A 20,028-nucleotide genomic window follows, 5' to 3' on the forward strand; every position below is an offset into this window, starting at 1 on the left:
TTTTGGACGGTGGCGAACGTGGAAAAACAAGTCGCTGGCGGAAGGGGTGGGATTCGAACCCACGGTGGAGTTGCCCCCACGGCGGTTTTCAAGACCGCTGCCTTAAACCACTCGGCCACCCTTCCGGACGAGGCCGGACACCGTCGGACTGTTGCCACCGTCGGACCGCACCGGCAAGCGGTCCGGCGCCTTCGCGGCGGCGATGATCGGCCCCGTGTGTGATCCGGGTCTCACGGTATCGGGGGACGACAGGACGACAGGATCCCGGGCCGACGATCCGGGCCGTCGACGCCGGCGTTAACGGTCCCATCGTCGCCCCGGTCCGGTTCCGTTAACCGCCGGCAGCCCGATTTAACGCAACGTTAACCATATTGGCCGCTCCTGGTCCGGTCCTGGTGTCAAAGGATCGTGTGATTCCCGAGATGCCGGCACCGGAGCGGCGAAGCCGGTTCCGCCATGTCACCCCTAGAAGAGGAACGTCGATGAAAGCGATCGCGTTCGTGACCCAGAAGGGCGGAAGCGGTAAGAGCACCCTCTGCATATCGCTTGCCGTCGCCGCCCAGCAGGCCGGGCAATCCGTCTGCATCCTCGAAATGGACCGCCAGGCCACCGTCTCCGATTGGGCCGAGCACCGCCGGGTCGACACGCCGGAAGTGGCGCAGATCGACGCGACACAGCTCGACGACATCATGACCCGGCTGCGCGCCTCCGATTTCGACTACGTCTTCATCGACACGCCCGGTGTCGACAGCCCGGGGAGCCTCGCGGCGATCCGTGCCGCCGATCTCTGCGTCGTGCCGTGCCGGCCGACTCCGGCCGACCTTCGCGCCTTCAAGCCGACCCTCGCGGCCATCTACCGGCTCGAGAAGAAGTTCGCCTTCGTCCTGAACCAGACCCCGCCCCGCAGCTACCGCGTGCGCGATGCGGCCGACGGCCTCGCCGTCCTCGGCGTCCTTCCCGACGTCAACGTCGTCATGCGGAACGACCACCAGGATGCGCTCGGCCTCGGCCAGGGCGTCACCGAATATAATCCGACCGGCATGGCGGCCCAGGAAATCCGGGGGCTCTGGAGCTGGATCGCGAAGCGGACGCAGGGAGTCGCGACGAATGTCAAAGCCGCCTAAACTCAGTCTCGCCTCTATCGTCGCGGCCGCATCCCCGGTCCCCGCACGGCAGCAATCGGCCGACATCGTTCCGATCAGCCCGCATGCCGCGACGCCCGGCGCCAATCCGCGCGGAACGCTCAAGCAGCGGGCGAAACAGCTCTCCGTCTATCTCGAACCGCCCGTCCACGATCAGCTCCGCGACATCGCCTATACGGAGCGGACGAAGATCCACCAGCTGATGCTCGAGGCCCTCGATCTCCTCTTCAAGGCGCGAGGAGCGCTCTCGATCGACCAGCTGGCAAAGGACCGTTAAGCTAAACCCGAACCTTCAGATGCGCCGCCATCCTGTTGCGATGGCGGCGCTTTCATGTTCAGGCGCCTCCTCGGTCGGCCTCGTGTCAATTCTTAGCTCAGTATCTCAACAGACTGGGATAGCTCCATTACTTCGCGATGCCGGGTCGGTTGCCGCCATCCGGGGCTCAAGGAATTCTTAAGGCCGGCGGGCAAGTTTGAGCTTTGGTCCCGAAGGGGACGGCGGAAGGGCCGCCGGCATGGCCGCGCGGATACAGATGCACACGGATCGCGATAGGACGACGCGGATGGCCGACGGGGCGGCCGCGGCGCAACGGACGCGCTTTCAGCGATGGCTCGCTCCGGCGGGTGTCGTGCTGCTCAGCCTCGGCGTCGCGAATTGCTCCGCGGGCCGACAGGCCGTCTCCGGCAAGCACCCGAGCGAACTGAAATACGGCGTCGCCTCGAGCCCGCGGGTCATCGCGGAGGGTCAGCCGGTTCCCAAGGGGGGAGGGCGGGACATGGTCGGCAAGCCCTATGTGGTCGCCGGGCGGACCTACACCCCGCATCCCGGCAGAGGCTACGACCGGGTGGGCTCGGCGTCCTGGTACGGATCGGCCTTCCACGGCCGCCTGACGGCGAATGGCGAGATCTTCGATCGGGAATCGATCGCCGCCGCCCATCCGACCCTGCCCTTGCCGAGCTATGTGCGCGTCACCAACACCGAGAACCAGCGCTCCATGATCGTGCGGGTGAACGATCGCGGCCCCTATGAACGCAGCCGGATCATCGACCTGTCCGAACGGGCGGCGCATGCCCTCGGCTTCCATCGGCGCGGAACGAGCCGCGTCCGGGTCCAGTATGTCGGACGCGCCTCGCTGACCGGAAGCGACGACCGCAAGCTCCTCGCATCCCTGACCACGAACGGGGCGCCGGCGAATATCGGCACGCCGACGCAGCCGATCATGATCGCGCAGCGCGATCCTCCGGCTGTCGCGCAGGGCGAACGGGCGATGCGCGACATCGCGAAGGCCGAGCCCGGCCGCCTGGCATCCTCCCAGCCCGGATCGCAGGCCCGCCCGACGCCCCCGACGGCGGAAGGCGGAGCCCGCGTCCAGCTCGCCGCGCGCGGCGAGCCGCTTCGGCACGAGGCCGGAAACGCGCTCCGGGCGAGCGCCGCGCGGGCTCATGCCGCCGGCCCGACGGGCACACGTTCGGCTAAGACGGCAGGGCTCGAATTGCGGGACGAGCCGGCGAGCCGGCTGCCGCCCCGGCGTCCCGACCTTCGCGGCGCCCGCTGAACCGACGCTGCCGGTTGAGCCGCGGGGTTCGTTGCCGATAAGGAGGAGCGATGTCGCTCGCGCCTCCTTCCCCGCCGCCGGCACGCGGCTTCTTCGTCACGTTCGAGGGGGGAGAAGGCGCGGGCAAGTCGACCCAGATCGACCGTCTCCGGAACCGGCTCGCGGCGACCGGTCGCGAGATCCTCGTGACGCGCGAGCCCGGCGGCTCGCCTCGCGCCGAAGCCATCCGCTCCATCATCCTGTCCGGGCTTGCGAAATCGGCGGGGCCGCTCGCCGAATCCGCTCTGTTCGCCGCGGCGCGCGCCGACCATGTCGACCGCGTGATCCGGCCGGCCTTGGAGCGGGGCGCGGTCGTTCTCTGCGACCGCTTCACGGATTCCACGCGGGTCTATCAGGGGCTCGCCGGCGGCCTCGAGCCCGGTATCCTCGACCGGCTGGACGAGGCGGCCACGGCGGGAATCCGGCCGGACCTCACGATCGTGATCGACGTGCCGGTCGCACTCGGATCGCAGCGGGCGCGACTGAGGCGCAGCGGGCGAGGGGAGGGAATCGACCGCTTCGAGGGCGAGGACGCGCCCTTCCACGAGCGCGTCCGGCAGGGCTTCCTCGACCTTGCGGCGTCCGCGCCGGGGCGCTGCGTGGTCGTCGACGGCTCGCAGGCCATCGACGTCGTAGGCGACGCGATCTGGGCCGAGGTCTCCGTCCCGCGCGGCCGAAAGGGAGCCTGACGTGGCGATCGAGGACATCGCTCACCCGCGCGAGCAGCACGCGCTCTTCGGCCACCAGGCGGCTCGCCGGGCGCTGGGGGAGGGCGCGCTGTCAGGCCGCCTGCACCACGCCTGGCTGATCGGCGGCCCCGAGGGGATCGGCAAGGCGACCCTCGCCTATCGTTTCGCGCGCCATCTGCTCGCATCGCCGGGAGAGCGCCGGCCGGAGGACGACGGGTTCGGAATCGATCCAGAGGGCCGGACGGCCCGCCAGATCGCGGCCCTGTCGCATCCGAACCTGATCGCGATCGAGCGGGCGGGGGCGGAGGACGGCAAGGCCGCCGCGCGCACCATCTCGGTCGAGGCCGTGCGCAAGGCTCTCGCCTTCTTCTCGTCGACGGCGGCCGATGGCGGACGCCGCATCTGCATCATCGACGGGGCCGAGGACCTCACCATCGCGGCGGCCAACGCGCTGCTCAAGACGATCGAGGAGCCGCCGGCCGGGGCGCTCGTCCTGATCGTCAGCCACGCTCCCCAGCGGCTTCTGCCGACGATCCGGTCGCGATGCCGGAAGCTCGCGCTCTCGGCGCTGCCCGACGAGGACGTGCGCGCCGCGCTCTCAAGTCTCGGGACCGATCCCGTGGCCGACATCGCCGCGCGGGCGATCGGAATGGCCGAGGGCTCTGTCGGGCGGGCGCTGACGTTGATGGACCCGAAGCGCATCGCGCTGATCGACGAGCTGACGGCGCTTCTCGATTCCCTGCCCGCGGCGCCCGCCGCCCGCGTCATGAGCCTCGCCGACAAGCTCGCCGACCGACGCTCCGGGGACGAGCTGCCGGTGGCGCTCGACACGCTCGTGCGCTGGCTCTCGCGGCGCGTGGGGGAGGGTGCCCACAAGGGCGCCGCTCGCCTTGCACCCCTGGCGGAGCTGTGTGAGAACGTCCTCGAGGCCGCGCGGACCGTCGAGACCTACAATCTCGACAGGCGGGCCTTCATCGTGTCGACCTTCGGAGACTTGGCCGAAGCCGTCCGCCGGGCGGCCTGAGACCGCTCCGCTTCCATGCAGGTTCCCAATGGCCCGTGAGGCCTATTTCCTCACCACACCGATCTTCTACCCGAACGGCGCCCCCCATATCGGCCACGCCTATACGGCGCTCGCCTCGGACGCGATCGCGCGCTTCCAGCGGCTCGACGGCAAGGACGTCTTCTTCCTGACCGGGACCGACGAGCACGGCCAGAAGATGCAGCAGACGGCCAATGCCGAGGGGCTGACCCCGCTGGCCCTCGCTGATCGCAACTCGCAGCGCTTCCGCGACATGATGGGCGCGCTCGACGTCTCCTACGACGACTTCATCCGCACGACGGAGCCGCGCCACACGGCGGCCTGCCAGGCGATCTGGCGGCGGATGGAGGAGGCCGGGGACATCTATCTCGGCTCCTATTCGGGCTGGTACTCCGTCCGGCAGGAGGCCTATTTCGACGAATCCGAGACGACGGTGGGTCCCGACGGCGTCCGGCGGGAGCCGCTCGGCTCGCCCGTCGAGTGGGTCGAGGAGGAGAGCTACTTCTTCCGCCTCTCCGCCTATCAGGATCGCCTCCTCGCGCTCTACGAGGATCAGCCTGATTTCGTCGGGCCGCGCGAGCGGCGGAACGAGGTGATGAGCTTCGTCCGCTCGGGCTTGAAGGACCTCTCGATCTCCCGCACGACCTTCGATTGGGGCGTGCCCGTGCCGGGCAACCCGAAGCACGTGATGTATGTGTGGGTCGACGCGCTCACGAACTACATCACGGCGGCCGGCTTCCCCGACGAGGCGGCGCCGCGCTGGCGCTACTGGCCGGCCGATGTGCACGTGATCGGCAAGGACATCGTGCGCTTCCATTCGGTCTATTGGCCGGCCTTCCTCATGTCGGCGGGGATCGCCCTGCCGAAGCGGGTCTTCGCCCACGGCTTCCTGTTCAACCGCGGGGAGAAGATGTCGAAGTCGGTCGGCAACGTCGTCGACCCCTTCGCGCTCGCCGATCAGTACGGCGCCGACCAGTTCCGGTACTTCATGCTCCGCGAGGTGCCGTTCGGCCAGGACGGCAGCTATTCGCACGACGCGATCGTCACGCGGATCAATGCCGATCTCGCGAACGATCTCGGCAATCTCGCGCAGCGCTCGCTCTCCATGGTCGCGAAGAACTGCGAGGGGAGGGTGCCTGAAGCCGGCGCCCTGACCGAAGCCGACGAGGCCCTGCTGGCGCTCGCCGACGCCCTGCCCGCGACCTGCCGCACGGCGATGGCGAGCTTCGCGCTCCACACGGTCCTGACCGAGATCTGGTCCGTCGTGGCGGAGGCGAACCGCTATTTCGCGTCACAGGAGCCTTGGATCCTGCGAAAACAGGATCCTGCCCGCATGGCGACCGTCCTCTGGGTGACGGCGGAGGTGCTGCGCGAGGTCGGGATCATGACGCAGCCCTTCATCCCGAATGCTAGCGGGAAGCTGCTCGACCTTCTCGCCGTCGCGCCCGAGGATCGCGTCTTCGCGCGGGTCGGTGCGGAGGGCCGGCTCGCGGCCGGGACGGCGCTGCCCGCGCCGAGCGCCATCTTCCCGCGCTATGTCGAGCCGGAGGCCGCCTGAGCGCCGCGATGCTGATCGACAGCCATTGCCATCTCGATTTCCCGGATCTCGCGCCGCGCGTCCCTGACCTGATCGCCCGCGCGGCGGCGAGCGGTGTCGGGCGGATGGTGACGATCTCGACCCACGTCTCCCGCTACGAGACCTACCGGGCCATCGCCGAGGCCCATCCCGAGGTCCTGTTCACCGTCGGCACCCATCCGCACAATGCCGGCGAGGAGCCGGACGTGCCGGCGTCGGAGCTCGAGGCGCTGTCGCGCCATCCGCGCTGCATCGCGATCGGAGAGGCGGGGCTCGACTTCCATTACGACCGTGCCCCGCGCGACGTGCAGGAGCGCGTCTTCCGCACGCATATCGCCGCCGCCCGCGCGACCGGCCTGCCGCTCGTCATCCATGCCCGCGAGGCGGATGAGGTCATGATCCGCGTCCTGCAGGAGGAGCACGGGCGAGGGCGGTTCGACGCCGTCCTCCATTGCTTCTCCTCGACGGAGGCCCTCGCCCGGGCCGGGATCGAGCTTGGGTTCTACCTCTCCTTCTCGGGCATCCTGACCTTCCGCGGCTCGACCGAACTGCGCCGTATCGCGGCCGAGATCGCCCCGCGCGAGCGCCTCCTCGTCGAGACGGACGCGCCCTATCTCGCGCCCGTGCCGCATCGCGGCCGGACCAACGAGCCGGCTTATGTCGCGGAAACCGCGAAGGTTCTGGCCGAGACGATCGGCGTGACGCCGGCCGAGGCCGCGGCGCTGACGACGGCGAATTTCCTGCGGCTCTTCACGAAGGCCCGGCCCTTCGTCGAGGCCGCTGCGGCCCGCTCGGCGGCATGAGCCTCGCGGTCACGATCCTCGGCTGCGGCTCCTCCGGCGGCGTGCCCCGCGTCGGCATGGGCTGGGGCGCGTGCGATCCGACCGACCCGCGCAATCGCCGCCGCCGCTGCTCCCTGCTCGTCGAGAAGACCGGGCCCGACGGCACGACGACGGTCCTCGTCGACACCTCGCCCGACCTCCGCGAGCAACTGCTCGACGCCGGCGTCTCGCGTCTCGACGGCGTGCTCATCACCCACGACCACGCCGACCATATCCACGGCCTCGACGACCTGCGCCCGCTCGTCATCCATATGCGCAAGCGCATCCGAATCTACGCGGACGAGCGCACCAGCCGGGTGCTCAACGTCCGCTTCGGCTATTGCTTCCGCTCGCCGCCCGGCAGCCTCTATCCGCCGCTGGTGGACGAGATCCGGATCGAAGCCGGCCGGGTCTTCGGCGTCGACGGTCCGGGCGGCCCGATCGAGGCCGAGCCGTTCGAGATGGTCCATGGCGACATCAACGCGCTCGGCTTCCGCTTCGGGGACATCGCCTATGCGAGCGACGTGAGCGCCATGCCGGCGGACAGCGTCGAGCGGCTCCACGGCCTCGACCTTCTCATCATCGACGCGCTTCGCGAGACCCCGCATCCGACCCATTTCTCGGTCGAGGACGCGCTCGCACTGATCGCCGAGGTGAGGCCGCGGCGGGCCGTGCTCACGAACCTGCACACCGACCTCGATTACGAGGCGCTCTCGGCCCGGTTGCCGGACGGCGTCGTGCCGGCTTTCGACGGGATGCGGATCGAAGCGGCCTGAGATTCATGCCGCGAGGCCCGTCCGCAGCTGGTTTGGTTCCATAATATATCTTATGCGATCCAAGTTCTGGGGGAAAACGGCACGGCGCGCGCACTTTCGTCCGCCCTGCCCGCCCGGTGCGACTTGTGGCCCTCCTCTTGCGGCACTACGTCGCCTGGGCGACGAGTGGCCGCAAGCGGCGGACGGGAGACGGGCGCATGGAGATCTTCACTTATACGGGCTTCATCGCACTTCTGCAGGTCATAGCCATCGACCTCGTGCTGGCCGGAGACAACGCGATCGTCATCGGCCTGGCTGCGGCGGGACTGCCGGCCGAACAGCGCAAGAAGGCCATTCTGATCGGCATCATCGCCGCGACGGTGATGCGCATCGGCTTCGCCCTCATCACCCAGTGGCTCCTCCAGATCGGGCCGATCCTTCTGATCGCCGGCGGCCTGCTGCTTCTCTGGGTCTGCTGGAAGATGTACCGGGAGCTCAGCGTCTCCCATGCGGCCGAGCATGAGGCCGAGGAAGCCCTCACGGGCGAGGACCTCGACCAGGACGGCGACGTCGCCCAGGGACCGGCCGCGCCCCGCAAGACCTTCGCCCAGGCGGCTTGGCAGATCGTCATCGCGGACGTGTCGATGTCGCTCGACAACGTGCTCGCCGTCGCCGGCGCCGCGATGGACCATCCCACGGTCCTGATCGTCGGCCTCGCGCTGTCCATCGCCTTGATGGGATTTGCCGCGACCTTCGTCGCGCGCCTGCTGAACAAGTACCGCTGGATCGCCTATATCGGCCTCGTCATCATCTTCTACGTGGCCCTGAAGATGCTGCTCGACGGCGCCGTCGACCAGTGGCCGGAGCATCTGTCCATGCTCAAGGGATGGTTCGGAACGGCCAAGTAAGGGCCGCGGCCGAGCATTGACCGCCGGCACCGCAGCGGCGAGGGCAGGGGAAGCCCCCTACCCTCGCCCGAGCCGATGACCGACATCTCCGCCAAGCCCGACCCCGATCTCGCGCCCTCGCGCGAGATCGACGTCCTCCTTCGCATCATGGCCGCGCTCCGGACGCCGCGGACCGGATGCCCCTGGGATCTCGACCAGACCTTCGAGACGATCGCGCCCTACACGATCGAAGAAGCCTACGAGGTGGCGGACGCGATCGAGCGCGGCGACCTCGAGGACCTTCGCGACGAACTCGGCGATCTTCTCCTCCAGGTCGTCTTCCACGCGCGGATGGCCGAGGAGCGCGGCGCCTTCGATTTCGGCGGCGTCGTCGCGGCCATCACCGCCAAGCTCATCCGGCGCCACCCTCACGTCTTCGGCGACACGCGGGACCTCACGCCGGACGAGGTCAAGCAGCTCTGGGACCGGATCAAGCAGGCCGAGAAGGCGGAGCGCCGCAAGCGGCTGGCGGCCCGGGGCGAGGCTCCCGACGCACCGGCCAGCATCCTCGACGGCGTCACGCGCGCCCTGCCCGCCCTCACCCGCGCCGAGAAACTGACCCGCCGCGCCGCCGGCGTCGGCTTCACCTGGCCGGATGCGGTCTCCGTCATCGACAAGATCGAGGAGGAACTCGCCGAACTGCGCGAGGCCGTTCTCGCCGCACGCCCCGACGAGATGGCGGAGGAACTCGGCGACCTCATCTTTACGGTGGCCAATCTCGGCCGGCAGCTCGACATCGATCCCGAGGCGGCCCTCGCGGCGACGAACGCGAAGTTCGAGCGCCGCTTCCGGTCGGTCGAGGCGGCGCTCGCGCGGGACGGCCGGACGCCTGCGACCTCCGATCTCTCCGAAATGGATCGCCTCTGGGACGACGCCAAGCGCGCGGAGAAGGCGCGCCGGGACGCGTAGGCCGAGGTCTCGCCGGCCGCCCTGTCCTCAAGGCACGGCCGGACCTCCGTCAGAGCCGTGCTGCGAGAGGCCCCACGAGCGGCCCGTCACGGACGATGGCGCTCAGAACAGATGCACCGCATGGGGGGCGAAGAGCGCGATCCCGGTCATGACGAGGCCGAAGACGCCGAGCCCGCCGGCGAGCCAGGCCAGCGCGGCGACGCCTGTGATCAGCATCGCCGAAGCGAGCACGATCGCGATCTGGTAGGCCGCCGAGGCCACCTCGAAATGATGGTACTTGGCGAGATTGGTCTTGGCGCGCTCCTCTGCGGCTTTCGCCCGCGCCGCGAGCTCCTTGCGCCCCTCCCCCGTCTCGGGCTCGCTGTCCCAGCGCTGGGCCGTCGCCTTCCAGGCGTCGATCTGCTTGCCGATCGCCGGGCCGCCCGTGCTGGCCATGGACACGGTCGGCGTGGAGCGCTGGAGTTCGGCCGCCTCGGCCGCCGTCCGCACCACCGTCATGCGGATCGTCTTGGCCTGGAAGAAGGCCCACAGGTTCGACGCGTCGATATTGTCGCCGAGCGCGCTGGTCTGAGCGCTCTTCCCCGCCGTCTCGGAGAGCGCGAGCATCAAAGCCAAGACGGAAATGAGAAGGGCGATCGACTTGTTCGTCCCCTCGAGCGCACCATGACCTCCGTGCCCACCAGACATGCGATGTCCCCCAAACGGCGCTGGCGCCGTGCGGCCGGGATGCACCTAGGATTGCGGCGGCCGCGTGGCGTCCGCGAGGGCCGGATCTTATCCGTTAGACGCGTGGCCTGAGGTCCGTCGCCCAGCGATCCACGGCGCGCGCACCTTCCTCCCAGGCGCCGCCGACCGTCCCCCACATGCGCTTCGAGGACGCTTCGCCGACGATGAGCAGCCGGTCGTCGACCGGGCGCGACAGGGTGAGGCGGTCGCTCGCCCGTCCGGGCGGGACGACCGCCCATGCGCAGCGCGACCAGGGATCGCCGACCCAATCGGTGACGCAGGGAATGTCGAGGTCCCGCGCCGCTCTCTCACCGAACTGCGCGGCGAGCCAGGATCGAGCGAAATCGGCGAGGTCCCCGCGGTCGCGGCCCGCCGCGGTCGCGTGATCGAGTTCCAGGTAATGGAGCGCGCTGCCTTCGAGGCGGCTCATCATCCCGAAGCTGGCACCGGGAGAGACGACCTTCACCAGGCGGTCCGGCTCCTGAAACGGGGAGCCGGGCCAGTTCAGGACGACATGCTCGTAGGTGCCGGGCAGGAACCCGCAGAGTGCATCCGTCACGTCCGGCGGCAGCGCCGGCACGATGTCGATGGCGCCGGCGGCGAGAACCGGAACCGGCACGGTCACGATGACGCGATCGGCGACGACGCGCCCCCGGTCGGTCTCCAGCGCGACCACCCTCCCCGTCCGGTCGATTCGGCGGACGGGCGTGCCGAGCGCGATCGGCAGGCCTTCGGCGAGACGCGCCAGATAGGCTCCATAGCCGCCTGCGACGAACCAGTTGTTGCCGAACTCGTCGCTCGGAAAATCCTGCGTGCTGACCTCCGAGAGGGGGCGCCCGCTGATGAGCGCGAAGGTCGCCATCATCGGCTCCCGCCACACGCCGATGGGCGGGAACACCTCCCCGAGGCTGCGATCCGGCCCGGATTCCGCCGCGGCGGTGATCGCGGCATCGACGGTTTCGAACGCCCTGCCCCAGGCCGCCCGGTCGTCTGGTCCGGCGATCCGCCCGTCGACGACGAGATGGCTCGCCGGCTCAGCCTTCGTCAGGTCCTCGCCTTGTGCGAGCCCGAGCGCGACCAGCGGATTGACGTCGCCGGCATGGAGCCAATGGGCGCCGAGGTCGATCGGCTGCCCGGCGATCGGGACCGTGACCGCCCTCCCCCCGACGCGGTCGCGCGCCTCGAGCACGGCGCAGGTCAGACCAAGCTCACGGCAGCGGCGCGCAGCGGCGATGCCGGCAGCCCCCGCACCGACGATCGCGACCTCGACCTCGTCCGCGACCGGCGCAAGGCGAGGCGAGGCGACGGGTCGAAGCTCGATCACGACAGGTCTCTCGGCAAAAAGCCGCGCTTCCGGCGGGCGCGGGAAGCCTTAAACATGTTCGCGATGATTCTCGGACCCGTTTTCGCCGCCATCCGTCAGGTGATGTCGCCTCCGCTCAGGCGGATGGTGCTGCGCTCGCTCGGCCTGACGATCGTCCTCCTCATCGGCCTCTGGGGGCTGCTGACGAAGCTGCTCGAATGGGTCCTGCGCACCTATCCGATCAGCCGCGACTATCCCCTGGTCGACGGCTTCGTCTATTTTCTCGGCGGGGCCGGCCTCGTCGTCCTGCTCGTCTTCCTGCTGCCCCCGGTCTTGGCCTTCGTCGGCGGCTTCTTCGTCGACGACGCGGCCGCGATCGTCGAGCGCACGGACTTCCCGCACGATCGTCCCGGCGAGCCGCAGACGGTGATGGCCTCGGTGCTCTACGGCCTGCGTTTCGCCGGGCTCGCGCTGCTGCTCAACCTCGCGGCGCTGACGCTGATCTTCATCCCCTTCGTCAACATCGCCGCCTTCTTCGCGGTGAACACCTATCTGCTCGGCCGGGAGTATTTCGAGATGGCCGCCGCCCGCTTCCGCCCCGCCGCCGAGGCGACCGCCCTGCGGCGGGCCAACCGCTTCCGGGTGATGTCGGCGGGCGCGGTGCTCGCGGGGCTGATGCTGGTGCCGGTGCTGAACCTCCTCACCCCGATCTTCGGGATCGCCCTGATGGTCCATGTCCACAAGCGGATCGCCCCCGGCCGGGCGATCGCCGGCCCCTCCCCGTGAGGACCTACGACGTCGTCGTCGCGGGCGGAGGGGCGACGGGATCCTCCGTCGCGGCCCATCTCCTCGCCGATCCGGCCTTCTCGGGCCGAGTCCTCGTCGTCGAGAAGGATCCGACCTACCGGCTCGCGGCCTCCGCCCTTTCGGCGGCGTCGGTGCGCCAGCAATATTCGCAGCCCGTCAACGTCCGGCTCTCGCTCTTCGGCGTCGCCTTCCTGCGCGAGCCGGGCCGCTTCCTTCCGCTCGCCGACGACCCGCCCGCGATCGGGCTGCACGAAGGCGGCTATCTCTATCTCGCCGCCGGTGAGGAGGGTACTGCGGCCCTTCGCGCGAACCACACCGTCCAGCAGGCGGACGGCGCGGAGATCGCGCTGCTCGACCCCGATGCCCTCGCGGAGCGGTTCCCCTGGCTCCGGACAGACGATCTGCGCCTCGGCTCGTTCGGCCTCTCCGGCGAGGGCTGGTTCGACGGCTGGGCTCTGCTCCAGATCCTCCGCGGCTCGGCGCGCCGGCAGGGCGCCGACTACGTCGCGGACGAGGTCGTCGAGCTGCGCCTCTCGGGCGGCCGGGTCGAGGCGGTCCGTCTCCGCGACGGCGGCTGGATCGGCTGCGGCACGCTCGTCAATTGCGCGGGCTCCGGCGGCCCCGCCCTCGCCGCGATGGCGGGGATCGCGATCCCGGTCCAGGCGAAGCGCCGCTCGGTCTTCGCCTTCACCTGCCGGAGCGAACTCGCCGGCTGCCCCCTCCTCATCGACACGACCGGGGTCTGGATGCGGCCCGAAGGGCGTCCGGGACCCGCCGGGCAGACCTTCATCGGCGGCTGGTCGCCGCCGGCCGACGACGACCCCGATTGGCGGGACGACGATCCGGCGAGCCAGGAGATCGACTGGCCCCTCTTCGAGGATCTCGTCTGGCCCGCGCTCGCGGACCGCATCCCGGCCCTCGCCGAGATCAGGCCGGGCCGGGCCTGGACCGGGCCCTACGACATGAACCTCCTCGACCACAACGCCATCGTCGGCCCCGCCGGCGGACTGGCGAACCTTCATCTGTGCAACGGCTTCTCGGGCCACGGCCTGCAGCATTCCCCGGGGATCGGCCGCGGGATCGCGGAACTGATCGTCCACGGACGCTTCCGGACGCTCGATCTGTCGGATCTCGGACACGCGCGCATCGCGGCGCATCGTCCTTTGGTCGAGCGCAACGTCATCTGAGAGGGGCGGTGGCCGGGCGGCGCGTCCGTCACGCCCTTGTCACGGAAACGTCATCCATCCATCGTGAGAGCCGGCAAAGAGACGGGTCGCAACGGACCCCCCGTCCGGCAGGGAGTATTCAGATGCGACTGACCCGGATTGCCGCGTTTGCGGCGGCCCTCGGCTATGCCGGTACGGCGTCCGCGCAGACCGAGATTCAATGGTGGCACGCCATGACCGGCGGCAACAACGAGGTCGTGGTCAAGCTCGCCCAGGAGTTCAACGCCTCCCAGACCGACTACAAGGTCGTCCCCAGCTACAAGGGCAGCTACCCCGACGCGATGAATGCCGGCATCGCCGCCTTCCGGGCCGGCAACGCGCCGCACATCCTGCAGGTCTTCGAGGTCGGCACCGCGACCATGATGTCGGCGCGCGGCGCGGTGAAGCCGGTCTACCAGCTCATGGCCGAGGCCGGCGAAGCCTTCGACCCGAAGGCCTATCTCCCCGCCATCACCGGCTATTATTCGACGGCGAAGGGCGAGATGCTCTCGTTCCCCTTCAACTCGTCCTCCATGGTCATGTGGATCAACAAGGACGCGCTGAAGAAGGCCGGCCTCAACGCCGACCAGCCGCCCAAGACCTGGCCCGAGGTGTTTGAGGCGGCCAAGAAGCTCAAGGCGGCGGGCCACGCGACCTGTGGCTTCTCGAATGCCTGGGCGACCTGGGCGCATATCGAGCAGTTCTCGGCCTGGCACAACCTGCCGCTCTCGACCAAGGCCAACGGCCTCGACGGCTTCGACACGGTGCTGCAGTTCAACGGCCCGACGCAGGTCAAGCACCTCGAGAACCTCGTCGAGCTCCAGAAGCAGAAGGTCTACGACTATTCCGGCCGCACAAATTCCGGCGAGGGCCGCTTCACCTCCGGCGAATGCCCGATCTTCCTGACCTCGTCCGGCTTCTACGGAAACGTGAAGGGCAACGCGAAGTTCGACTGGGCGGCGGTGCCGATGCCCTATTACCCCGAGGTCCAGGGCGCGCCGCAGAACTCGATCATCGGCGGGGCCTCGCTCTGGGTCATGGGCGGCAAGTCGGCGGCGGAATACAAGGGCATCGCGAAGTTCTTCGCCTTCCTCTCGAACACCGACCGCCAGGCGAAGCTGCACCAGGAATCGGGCTATCTGCCGATCACCCGCGCCGCCTACGAGAAGGTGAAGGCCTCGGGCTTCTACGAGAAGAACCCGTCGTTCCAGACCGCCCTCATCGAATTGACCGGCAAGGAGCCGACCGAGAATTCCCGCGGCCTGCGCCTCGGCAACATGGTGCAGCTGCGCGACATGTGGTCGGAGGAGCTCGAAGCGGCGCTGGCCGGGCAGAAGACCCCGAAGGCGGCGCTCGACGCAGCCGTCACGCGCGGCAACGCGCTCCTGCGCCAGTTCGAGCGCACGGCCGGCCGGTGAGAGAGGGCTGCGGCCTTCCCTTCTCCCCTTGCGGGAGAAGGTGGCACGGCGAAGCCGTGACGGATGAGGGGTTCGGCTCCTGGCCCCTTCGGCGTGTCGCCCCCCTCATCCGACCGTCGCTGACGCGAAGGCCACCTTCTCCCGCAAGGGGAGAAGGAGCGGCGGAAGGCGCCTGAGAGATGGAGAAGCGCGCGACCTTCTCCAACCGCTACCTGCCCTATGCCCTCCTGGCCCCGCAGATCCTCGTCACGCTGATCTTCTTCTACTGGCCGGCCGCCCAGGCGATCCGGCAATCGTTCATGCTGGAGGACGCGTTCGGCCTGTCGTCCGATTTCGTCTGGTTCGAGAACTACGTCGCCCTCTTCAAGGACCCCTCCTATTACCAGACGCTCTGGACGACCTTCGTCTTCTCGGGCTCGGTCGCGTTCCTCTCGCTGTCGGTGGCGCTGCTTCTCGCGGTGATGGCGGATGCGGAGATCCGCGGGGCGACGGCCTACCGGACATTCCTGATCTGGCCCTACGCGGTCGCGCCCGCCGTCGCCGGCGTCCTCTGGATCTTCATGCTCGACCCCTCGCTCGGCATGGTCGCGCGGGGCCTCAAGAGCCTCGGGCTCGACTGGAACCCGCGTCTCAACGGCACGCACGCGCTGACGCAGGTGGTGCTGGCCTCGGCCTGGAAGCAGATCTCCTACAACTTCCTGTTCTTCCTCGCGGGTCTCCAGGCGATCCCGCGCAGCGTCATCGAGGCCGCGGCCATCGACGGCGCGCGGGCCTGGCGGCGCTTCTGGACGATCACGCTGCCGCTGCTGTCGCCGACGACCTTCTTCCTGCTCGTCGTGAACATCGTCTACGCCTTCTTCGACACCTTCGGCACGATCGACACGATGACCCAGGGCGGCCCCGCCAAGGCGACGGAGACGCTCGTCTACAAGGTCTATTCGGACGGGCGGCTCGGCGGCGATCTCGGCGGCTCTGCGGCGCAATCGGTGATCCTGATGATCATCGTGATCGGCCTCACGGCCGTCCAGTTCCGGTTCGTCGAACGGCGAGTGACCTACTGATGGTCGAGCGCAAGGGCGCCCTCGCCCGCATCCTGCCCCATCTCGTGCTGCTGACCGGCGTCGCGATCGTCGCCTTCCCGGTCTATCTGGCGCTGATCGGGGCGACCCACGAATCCTCGGTCATCGCCAACGGCCAGATGCCGCTCACCCCGGGCGGCGCGGCCCTCGACAGCTATTACCGGGCGATCGTCATCGGGCCGAGCCGCACGACGCGCGAGCCGGTCGGCACGATGCTGCTCAACAGCTTCACGATGGCGATGCTGATCGCGGTCGGGAAGATCGCGATCTCGCTGCTCTCGGCCTTCGCTGTTGTCTATTTCCGCTTCCCCTTCCGGAAGGCGGCCTTCTGGATGATCTTCATCACGCTGATGCTGCCGGTCGAGGTGCGCATCTACCCGACCTACAAGGTGGCGGCCGATCTCGGCCTCCTCGACACGATGGCAGGGCTGACGCTGCCGCTGATCGCCTCGGCGACGGCGACGCTGCTCTTCCGGCAGTTCTTCATGACGGTGCCGGACGAGCTGGTCGAGGCATCCAAGATCGACGGTGCCGGGCCGATGAAGTTCTTCTTCGATACGCTCCTGCCGCTCTCCCGAACCAACATGGCGGCGTTGTTCGTGATCCTCTTCATCTACGGCTGGAACCAGTACCTCTGGCCGCTTCTCATCACGACCCGCGACGACATGCAGACCATCGTGATCGGCATCAAGAAGATGATCGTCACGAGCGATGCCATCACCGAATGGCAGATCGTGATGGCGACGGCCGTCCTCGCCATGCTGCCGCCGGTGCTGATCGTGATCGTGATGCAGAAGCTGTTCGTGCGGGGGCTGGTGGAGACGGAGAAGTGAGGACACCGGCGCCCTCCTTCTCCCCTTGCGGGAGAAGGTGGCAGCGCGAAGCGCTGACGGATGAGGGGCTCACCTCGACGTCGGCGGCGCACCCCTCATCCGACCTCCGCTCACGCGGAGGCCACCTTCTCCCGCAAGGGGAGAAGGGATACGCGTCAGACGGCGAGCGCATATGGCATCCGTAACCCTTTCGGCCGTCAGCAAAATCTATCACGGCGGCGTCGAGGCCGTGCGCGGCGTGTCCTTCGAGGTGCCGGACGGTTCGTTCTGCGTCCTCGTCGGCCCGTCGGGCTGCGGAAAATCGACCCTGCTGCGCATGATCGCGGGGCTCGAGACCATCACCGGCGGGACGGTCCGCATCGGCGAGCGTGTCGTCAACGACATCGAGCCCGCCGACCGCGACATCGCGATGGTGTTCCAGAATTACGCGCTCTATCCGCATATGAGCGTCTACGACAACATGGCCTACGGGCTGCGCAACCGCGGCACGCCGAAGGCCGAGATCGAGGCGCGGGTCGCCGAGGCGGCGCGGATCCTCGCCATCGAGCCCTTCCTCGACCGGCGGCCGCGGCAATTGTCGGGCGGCCAGCGCCAGCGCGTCGCGATGGGCCGCGCCATCGTGAGGAAGCCTCAGGTCTTCCTGTTCGACGAGCCGCTCTCGAATCTCGATGCGAAGCTGCGGGTGCAGATGCGGGTCGAGATCAAGCGCCTTCAGCGCAGCCTCGGCGTCACCTCGGTCTACGTCACCCACGATCAGGTCGAGGCGATGACGCTGTCGGACGTGCTGGTCGTCATGAATGCCGGCCAGGTCGAGCAGATCGGCCGGCCGATCGACCTCTACCGGAAGCCCGCGACCCGGTTCGTCGCCGGCTTCCTCGGCTCGCCGGCGATGAACTTCCTGCCCGGCACCGTCGTCGACGCACGCACCGTCTCGATCGGCGGCGGCACGCTCCGGGTCGCGCCCGGAACCGGCACCGCCGGGCCGGGGACCACTGTCGAGGTCGGCATCCGGCCCGAGGATCTGCGGATCGCGGCGCCGGGTGAAGGGCTGCGGGTCGCGGTGGAGTTCATCGAAGAACTCGGCGCGACGCAGCTCGTGCATGGGCGGCTCGGCGATGCGCCGCTCACGATCCAGGTCGCGACCGGCGAGGCGCCCTCCGGCGACGCCTTCGAGATCGCAGCGTCGCCGGAAGCCCTCCACCTCTTCGACCCGGCGACCACAGCGAGGCTGTGACCGCCGGGGCGTCGTCAGCCCTGGTTGGCCTGCTCCTGCTCACGCGCCCGCTGCGTGATCGGAGCCTCCGGCTCGTCCGCCTCGCGCGGGTGCTGGCGCCTGCGGCGCGCCAGCATGTTGAGCGACTCGACGAGGATCGAGAACGCCATCGCCGCGTAGACGTAGCCCTTGGGCACATGGAAGCCGAAGCCGTCCGCGATCAGGATCATGCCGATCATCAGGAGGAAGCTCAGCGCCAGCATCACGATGCTGGGATTGGCCTTGATGAAGTCCGCCAGCGGATTGGCCGCGATGAGCATGACGACGATCGCGAAGATCACCGAGATCACCATGATCGGCAGGTGCTCGGTCATGCCGACCGCCGTGATGATCGAATCCAGCGAGAAGACGAGATCGATGACGATGATCTGGGCGATCACGCTCGCGAAGCTCGCGGGCTTCAGCGGGCTGCCGGTCTTCTCGGCCTCGTGCGGCGTGACGCTCTCGTGGATCTCGGTCGTCGCCTTGTAGACGAGGAAGAGTCCGCCGGCGATCAGGATGATGTCGCGCCAGGAGAAGCCCTTCTCCAGGATCGTGATCACGGGCTGCGTCAGGCCGATGATGATCGTGATCGTGAAGAGAAGGCCGAGCCGCATGATCAGGGCGAGGCCGAGGCCGATGTAGCGGGCGGTGGCGCGCCGCTCGGGCGGCAGCTTGTTCGAGATGATCGACAGGAAGATCAGGTTATCGATGCCGAGCACCACCTCCATGATGATGAGGGTGGCCAAAGCCATCCAGGCTTCCGGCTGCGAGAAGAGGGTAATCAGGCTGTCCATGGTCCGTCCGGTCAGAGGATGATGGGCGAGGGCACGTAAACGGTGACGGCTTTGGGCACGACGCGGAACGAGGCCGGCGTCGCGGTCGTCAATTCGCCGTCCGTGTTGACGGAGCGGGCGCGGCGGGTGCGGATGGTGACGGCGCGGGTCCTGAAGGCGCGCACGTCCTGCGCCTCGCCCTGCGTGCCCCGGCGCAAAGCCGGGACGAGGGCGAGAAGACGCGCCCAGTGGCTCACTTCGAGGCTGTAGACATGCAGCACGCCGTCGTCGGGCTCGGCCTCCGGATCGACGGTCATTCCCCCGCCGTAATGCCGGCCGTTGCCGACGGAGATCTGCACGGTCTTCACCTTGTCGGTGGCGTTGTCGTGCTCGATGAAGGCGGTGAACGGATGGGTGCGCATCAGGAGCCGCGCCCCGGCGAGCGCGTAGCCGATGACGCCCCAGCGCTTCTTGGCATCGGCGGTCAGTTCGCTCGCGAGCTGCGCCGAGAAACCGATGGAGGCGACGTTGAAGAACAGGTGGCCGTTGACCTCCCCGATATCGATCACCCGCGTCTCGCCCGCGACGATGACCCGGGCGGCGGCGGCGATGTCGAGCGGGATACCGAGCGTGCGGGCGAGGTCGTTGCCGGTCCCGAGCGGCAGAATGCCCATCGGCAGGCCGCTGTCGCGCAGCGCGGGGGCGGCGCGATTGAGCGACCCGTCCCCTCCCCCGACAATGACGAGATCGATCGAATCGGCCCGATCCCGCAGGATCGTTCCGAGATCCTCGATGTCCTGCGCCGACATCGTCTCGACCGCGATGCCGCCCTCATCGAGGATCGCGGTCGCCGCATCGATCGGCTGCGCTCCCCCTCGCGCGGCGTGATTGACCACGAGGAGCGCGCGCCGCTGACGCGGTTCGGGAGGATCATCCGCCTGTTCGGTCCCCGCCACCAATCGTTCCCCCCGTCGCCCGAAAGTCGCCGCACCGGGACGGAAGATCGGGCAGGCGTCGCCGACGCATAGGTGGACAGCGTCCAGGCGATCTTCAAGCGTGCCGCGTGGAGACCATGTCAAAAACGCGGCGAAATGTTAGAGCCGGTACCGTCCCCCTTGACCGATCGACCTGCCGAGCCGACGCGATCGTCGGA

At 68.8% G+C, this 20,028-nt stretch carries 20 protein-coding genes and 1 tRNA gene; 16 read left to right on the forward strand and 5 right to left on the reverse strand.

The window, feature by feature from the left end; genetic code table 11:
- Nucleotides 1–35: 35 nt before the first annotated feature.
- A tRNA-Ser gene (locus tag EV668_RS07715) sits at nucleotides 36–125 on the reverse strand.
- Between the two features lie 357 nt (nucleotides 126–482).
- Here EV668_RS07715 and EV668_RS07720 point away from each other — a divergent pair.
- From EV668_RS07720 to mazG, 10 genes are all read left to right on the forward strand, one after another.
- Nucleotides 483–1,124 (forward strand): ParA family protein, encoded by a 642-nt coding sequence (locus tag EV668_RS07720; RefSeq protein WP_133769193.1) that lies wholly within the window; start codon nucleotides 483–485, stop codon nucleotides 1,122–1,124.
- Nucleotides 1,108–1,419, forward strand: a complete 312-nt coding sequence (locus EV668_RS07725; RefSeq protein WP_133769194.1) for a ribbon-helix-helix domain-containing protein — start codon at nucleotides 1,108–1,110, stop codon at nucleotides 1,417–1,419. The genes EV668_RS07720 and EV668_RS07725 overlap by 17 nt, the downstream gene beginning before the upstream one ends.
- Nucleotides 1,420–1,705: 286 nt before the next feature.
- On the forward strand, nucleotides 1,706–2,698 hold the full coding sequence (locus EV668_RS07730; RefSeq protein WP_133769195.1) for a septal ring lytic transglycosylase RlpA family protein: 993 nt from the start codon (nucleotides 1,706–1,708) through the stop codon (nucleotides 2,696–2,698).
- Between the two features lie 50 nt (nucleotides 2,699–2,748).
- Nucleotides 2,749–3,426: a dTMP kinase gene (tmk, locus tag EV668_RS07735; RefSeq protein WP_133769196.1), complete on the forward strand. Its 678-nt coding sequence runs from the start codon at nucleotides 2,749–2,751 to the stop codon at nucleotides 3,424–3,426.
- Between the two features lies 1 nt (nucleotide 3,427).
- Complete coding sequence (locus EV668_RS07740) at nucleotides 3,428–4,450, forward strand: DNA polymerase III subunit delta' (protein WP_133769197.1); 1,023 nt, start codon at nucleotides 3,428–3,430, stop codon at nucleotides 4,448–4,450.
- A 28-nt stretch (nucleotides 4,451–4,478) separates the two neighbouring features.
- Entirely contained in the window at nucleotides 4,479–6,026 is a 1,548-nt protein-coding gene (gene metG / locus EV668_RS07745) for a methionine--tRNA ligase (RefSeq protein WP_133769198.1), read from the forward strand.
- Between the two features lie 8 nt (nucleotides 6,027–6,034).
- A complete protein-coding gene (locus tag EV668_RS07750; RefSeq protein ID WP_133769199.1) occupies nucleotides 6,035–6,847 on the forward strand; it encodes a TatD family hydrolase in 813 nt (270 codons plus the stop codon).
- Nucleotides 6,844–7,641 (forward strand): MBL fold metallo-hydrolase, encoded by a 798-nt coding sequence (locus EV668_RS07755; RefSeq protein ID WP_133769200.1) that lies wholly within the window; start codon nucleotides 6,844–6,846, stop codon nucleotides 7,639–7,641. Before EV668_RS07750 ends, EV668_RS07755 begins: the two co-directional genes overlap by 4 nt.
- Before the next feature lie 197 nt (nucleotides 7,642–7,838).
- On the forward strand, nucleotides 7,839–8,528 hold the full coding sequence (locus tag EV668_RS07760; protein ID WP_133769201.1) for a TerC family protein: 690 nt from the start codon (nucleotides 7,839–7,841) through the stop codon (nucleotides 8,526–8,528).
- A gap of 75 nt (nucleotides 8,529–8,603) precedes the next feature.
- Nucleotides 8,604–9,476: a nucleoside triphosphate pyrophosphohydrolase gene (gene mazG, locus EV668_RS07765; protein WP_133769202.1), complete on the forward strand. Its 873-nt coding sequence runs from the start codon at nucleotides 8,604–8,606 to the stop codon at nucleotides 9,474–9,476.
- A 102-nt stretch (nucleotides 9,477–9,578) separates the two neighbouring features.
- On the opposite strand, the gene EV668_RS07770 is transcribed toward mazG, so the two are convergent.
- Together EV668_RS07770 and EV668_RS07775 are read right to left on the reverse strand one after the other, a co-directional pair.
- Nucleotides 9,579–10,163, reverse strand: a complete 585-nt coding sequence (locus tag EV668_RS07770) for a DUF4337 domain-containing protein (RefSeq protein ID WP_133769203.1) — start codon at nucleotides 10,161–10,163, stop codon at nucleotides 9,579–9,581.
- Between the two features lie 94 nt (nucleotides 10,164–10,257).
- Nucleotides 10,258–11,526 (reverse strand): flavin monoamine oxidase family protein, encoded by a 1,269-nt coding sequence (locus EV668_RS07775; protein ID WP_133769204.1) that lies wholly within the window; start codon nucleotides 11,524–11,526, stop codon nucleotides 10,258–10,260.
- Between the two features lie 54 nt (nucleotides 11,527–11,580).
- On the opposite strand from EV668_RS07775, the gene EV668_RS07780 reads away from it, so the two are divergent.
- From EV668_RS07780 to EV668_RS07805, 6 genes are all read left to right on the forward strand, one after another.
- Entirely contained in the window at nucleotides 11,581–12,291 is a 711-nt protein-coding gene (locus tag EV668_RS07780) for a sulfate transporter family protein (RefSeq protein ID WP_342636821.1), read from the forward strand.
- Nucleotides 12,288–13,499, forward strand: a complete 1,212-nt coding sequence (locus EV668_RS07785; RefSeq protein WP_133769205.1) for an NAD(P)/FAD-dependent oxidoreductase — start codon at nucleotides 12,288–12,290, stop codon at nucleotides 13,497–13,499. The genes EV668_RS07780 and EV668_RS07785 overlap by 4 nt, the downstream gene beginning before the upstream one ends.
- A gap of 122 nt (nucleotides 13,500–13,621) precedes the next feature.
- The gene (gene ugpB, locus EV668_RS07790; RefSeq protein WP_133769206.1) at nucleotides 13,622–14,935 is read left to right on the forward strand and encodes a sn-glycerol-3-phosphate ABC transporter substrate-binding protein UgpB; all 1,314 of its coding nucleotides are present in this window, start codon (nucleotides 13,622–13,624) and stop codon (nucleotides 14,933–14,935) included.
- Between the two features lie 179 nt (nucleotides 14,936–15,114).
- Nucleotides 15,115–15,996, forward strand: coding sequence for a sn-glycerol-3-phosphate ABC transporter permease UgpA (gene ugpA / locus EV668_RS07795; RefSeq protein ID WP_133769207.1), 882 nt, complete (start codon nucleotides 15,115–15,117; stop codon nucleotides 15,994–15,996).
- Nucleotides 15,996–16,847 carry a sn-glycerol-3-phosphate ABC transporter permease UgpE gene (gene ugpE / locus EV668_RS07800; protein ID WP_133769208.1) on the forward strand — a complete coding sequence of 284 codons (852 nt, stop codon included), beginning with the start codon at nucleotides 15,996–15,998 and terminating at the stop codon, nucleotides 16,845–16,847. Before ugpA ends, ugpE begins: the two co-directional genes overlap by 1 nt.
- A 172-nt stretch (nucleotides 16,848–17,019) precedes the next feature.
- Nucleotides 17,020–18,081, forward strand: a complete 1,062-nt coding sequence (locus tag EV668_RS07805) for a sn-glycerol-3-phosphate import ATP-binding protein UgpC (RefSeq protein ID WP_133769209.1) — start codon at nucleotides 17,020–17,022, stop codon at nucleotides 18,079–18,081.
- Nucleotides 18,082–18,095: 14 nt separating this feature from the next.
- Here the strand turns inward: EV668_RS07805 and EV668_RS07810 are convergent, their stop codons facing one another.
- Together EV668_RS07810 and EV668_RS07815 are read right to left on the reverse strand one after the other, a co-directional pair.
- Nucleotides 18,096–18,896 (reverse strand): TerC family protein, encoded by an 801-nt coding sequence (locus EV668_RS07810; protein WP_133769210.1) that lies wholly within the window; start codon nucleotides 18,894–18,896, stop codon nucleotides 18,096–18,098.
- Nucleotides 18,897–18,907: 11 nt separating this feature from the next.
- A complete protein-coding gene (locus EV668_RS07815; RefSeq protein ID WP_133769211.1) occupies nucleotides 18,908–19,831 on the reverse strand; it encodes a lipid kinase in 924 nt (307 codons plus the stop codon).
- Nucleotides 19,832–20,028: the final 197 nt, after the last annotated feature.

The sequence above is a fragment of the Enterovirga rhinocerotis genome (genome assembly GCF_004363955.1).
GTDB lineage: Bacteria > Pseudomonadota > Alphaproteobacteria > Rhizobiales > Beijerinckiaceae > Enterovirga > Enterovirga rhinocerotis.